This is a genomic window from Luteibacter sp. P4_E6, from assembly GCF_056401535.1.
The window spans coordinates 1-3,413 of sequence record NZ_JBFUJE010000425.1 but is presented as its reverse complement, the minus strand read 5'-3'; the positions used below and the strand labels follow the sequence as shown (position 1 = coordinate 3,413).

Annotated in this window: 2 protein-coding genes and 1 pseudogene; 1 reads left to right on the top strand and 2 read right to left on the bottom strand. The window is 60.8% G+C overall.

Features of this window, described 5'->3' with window-relative positions; all coding sequences use genetic code 11:
* Positions 1 to 2,219, top strand: a 2,219-nt coding sequence (locus AC1DT2_RS18560; protein WP_477297949.1) for a hypothetical protein, incomplete at its 5' end; no start/stop codon positions are given.
* A gap of 380 nt (positions 2,220 to 2,599) precedes the next feature.
* On the opposite strand, the gene AC1DT2_RS18555 is transcribed toward AC1DT2_RS18560, so the two are convergent.
* Together AC1DT2_RS18555 and AC1DT2_RS18550 are read right to left on the bottom strand one after the other, a co-directional pair.
* Positions 2,600 to 2,902, bottom strand: a complete 303-nt coding sequence (locus tag AC1DT2_RS18555) for a hypothetical protein (protein ID WP_477297948.1) — start codon at positions 2,900 to 2,902, stop codon at positions 2,600 to 2,602.
* A 94-nt stretch (positions 2,903 to 2,996) separates the two neighbouring features.
* Positions 2,997 to 3,413, bottom strand: a pseudogene (locus tag AC1DT2_RS18550) (hypothetical protein); the annotation flags it as partial.

The following is a 3,413-nucleotide window of genomic DNA, read 5'->3' as shown; positions in this document are numbered from 1 at the left end:
AGCAGCGCCTGCTGCCACTGGCAGCAATGTCGTCGCACGCGTCGACCGAGGTCTGCGATCGATTCATCCGGCTCTGCGCAGAAGTTGCTGATGACAGCCGACGACATCGCGAGGGCGGGCTGGACGTACTGCAACAATTCGCCGTGCAATACAACTTGCCGTGGATCGTCCCTCCCGCCGCATCGGTACCATCCAACACTCCGCGTCTTCGGAACACCCCCGCCAGCCCGCTTGGGGCCAAGAGKATAGCCCGTGCACCGGTCTTCGTACCCGACGCGCGGATCAACGAACTGGTCGTCGGCATCCGCTCGGCCCTCAATGTGGTTGAACTCGACCGGGATTCGGTGCAGGCCCTCGTCTTGCCCCTTTCCTACCGCCTGCCTGACATGCTCACGCGCGGGGAAGTTACCGAGGCTCACCGCTTGCTCTACCTGCTCGCGCGCGAGACACCCAGCTGGTCCAGGCAGTCGGAGCACCCGTTGCCGCTCTTGGCGGAATGTCTTGAGCGAAGCGGCGATAGCGACGCGGCGGCTCTGGCGTACACCCTTGCCTACACTAGTGTTCGCGGTGGCGGCGGTTGGCGGACGATGGGCGGGCTGGAGAGCTCATTCCTGCTTGACCACGCGATGCAGCTCAATGCGGGCTTGGCGAAGGCGACCCTAGCGAAGGAGGTCGCCGAGAAATTACGCGGCGGCCAGTATTTTGGTGTTTCTCGCCATCTGGTCGAGCAGCTAGCTCGATGGGGCGAGCCCGGCGTCGCGCAGGCGGCGTGGTGGCAAGCATTTGCGATCATTAACGCCCGGTTGCCGCTACCAGGAGCGGCGCTGTATTTCGAGCCCTTGGTGGCCGCGGGTCGTCCGGCATGGTCAAATGACGAAGCGTTGGCCGCCCTGCTCGTGGCTCGCATTAGCGACCCCGGCCTCAACCGCAAGAAGGCAGCACTGGGTGCCTTCCGTCGGCTGGTCGCGATTCGACCGACGCTATTCACGCCCGCGCTATCACGCGCACTATCGCGCGACACATGCGTATCCAGCCTGCAGTTGATCCTTCAGGTCCTTGACGAGCTGCCACTATGCCCCGAGGAGCTCATCCACGCGCTGAGTCCCCTGCTCCATGAGCACGCCCGTGGAAATTCTTGGGCCGTGGCGTCGTTGGCCCGTCGCCTGCTCGGTCGTGCTGGGCAGCCTGAGGCTGCGCGCCATTGTGGGAGTTCCGAACCAGAGCTCGCCATTCGACCCTGGGCGCGCGCCTTGTTCGAATTGGCGACCCGAGGCGATGGTCTTGCAGCGCTCACTGAGCTGTGGCCCGACCTGCCCGAGCACATCCTCCGTCGCCTGAGCGACCCGGCATCTCAGGCAGAGGCGACTAAAGAATTCGTCAACGAGCGATTAGAGCTTGCGCGAGGGCGCAGTCGCGATGTGGTGCCCCGCGCCGATGTGCTGAACTGGCCTACCGAGTTGTATGTCGCTGCGATGGACGAGGTTCTCGCACGCTTGATCGACACGTCGAGCGAACACACTGCCCCGCACCCTGACGACGGCGATGTGTTGCGCTGGATCCTACCGCGCACGGGACTACATTTGGCGCTCGAGGCCAGCCGCGTGCCACGACCGGCTCGTGACCCAGCGCAGTCCGCGCGCCCGGGGCTGAGTGACTTGGAACGTCTTCCACATGATGCAAGTCCATATCCTAAATGGATTCGTGCTGCCTGGTACGAGACGTCCTTCTATCGCCGGGACGACAAGACTTACTTAGAGGCGGATCACGTCGCGCAGGCTTTTGCTGCGGCTGTCTATGTACCCGACGGTGCGGTCGTGCCGGACAAAGCCGCTCCGATGGCACCCGGCCTGAGCAACGAGTGGTGGGACCTGCCGGATTCACCTTCGATCATCGATATCGACAGCCCGCAGCCCATGCGCAGCGACCATATCGACGACTGGTTAGGACAGGCCCTGCTTTTGATCCCCCCGCAGCTGTTGCGCCTCACCAACGAGCTGACCCCGTCTCCCCAAGGGGAAGCATTGCGGTGGAGCGACGCTTCGGGCAACCCCGCCGTAGTCATGCGCACCTGGCGGGTGCGATCGAACGGGTACGGCGTTGAGGCGCATGCACTGGTCGGCGCCGAAATTCTCATCCGGCCTGATCTCGTAGAAGTGCTCGCAGACCTAGGCGGTGTACCTCTGAAGCAACTTTGCCGTGTACACATTAGTTCACTTTAGTCTACCTGAGAATGTCACCCACCATTAGGAATACGACGCCCGCATTTGCGCTAGCCACCCCGACGTACAGAGTGGACGGCAGATAGGTTGCTTGCAACCCTACATGTGAAGGGGAGCGCGCACCGAAGCCCGGGGGCACCGTGTCGATCTGCGTGCCGGTGATCCAGGGCAATCTGGCTCGGCCGTTCGCGTTGTCGCGCAAAGGACGCGTCAGCGATTCCGGTGTCTGCTATGGGTCGAAAGCGGACGTTTGCTCTACCCCCGATAACCATCCCTAATCGCCCTGCCCTGTCGAATGGATTAGGTCCATGTCATGGGTAAATGGAGAATCGCCCAGGCCGTTGACACATTGCACAGCATTGAAGAAGCATTTGAAGCACTCATGGACGCCAAATCGCAAAGGTTCCGTCCAGACCAACCGAGCAGAAAGCAAGTTGCTGGCGCCAGTCGACCAGTATGAATCCAAGAGACGAGTGCAATTTGGCGAACACCTGAGAGAGCTGCCTGTCGTCTCCTTGAATCATTGCACCAAGCGCAGTGATGCCGCGTTTGTCCACTACGCCGTAGAGCAGCACGTCTGACAATGGCTTGATGGCAAAACCGTTTTCAACCTGTCCAAGCGGTCGAGATGCGGTCGTCAGGATTGGCGCGTTGATTGGAGTTGTCCCGAACAACGCCGCCAATTTGTCGACAGCACCTGTTCCCTCGATGAGCGCAGTTCTAGTCAACCTGCGAGCGAATATCTGAGACCACCCATACTGCAATCGATGGGTCGCCTCAAAAAATCTTGTACTCGGCAAGGGTGGTCTGGAGCTCTTTTAGGTCGGCCGCAGGCAGGAATTCGATCTGACACCACTCGTCTTCGTGGAACTGTGGCGCCCCATCAAATGATGCTTGCGTAGGCACGACGAAGGTCAGGACATCGGAAGCAACCGTCGGCATCGAGTAACGGATTGATGCCACATCAACTATCTTTTTCTCAACGTCTACATTCTTAGAACCAAGCGACGATTTCAGTCGACTAATCCAGCTCATCCCGATCCTCCCCTGTGAAGGCGTAAAGATAGCAAGGTCCACTATGAGTCGAAGGCGGACATCCCGCCGGAGCATAGCCCGCTCTGCCCCGCCCGCGCCAATCGGCCTTCGGCGCGCGCTTAGAACTGACGCCACCTGCGTTTGATGCCTGTCCAGCCC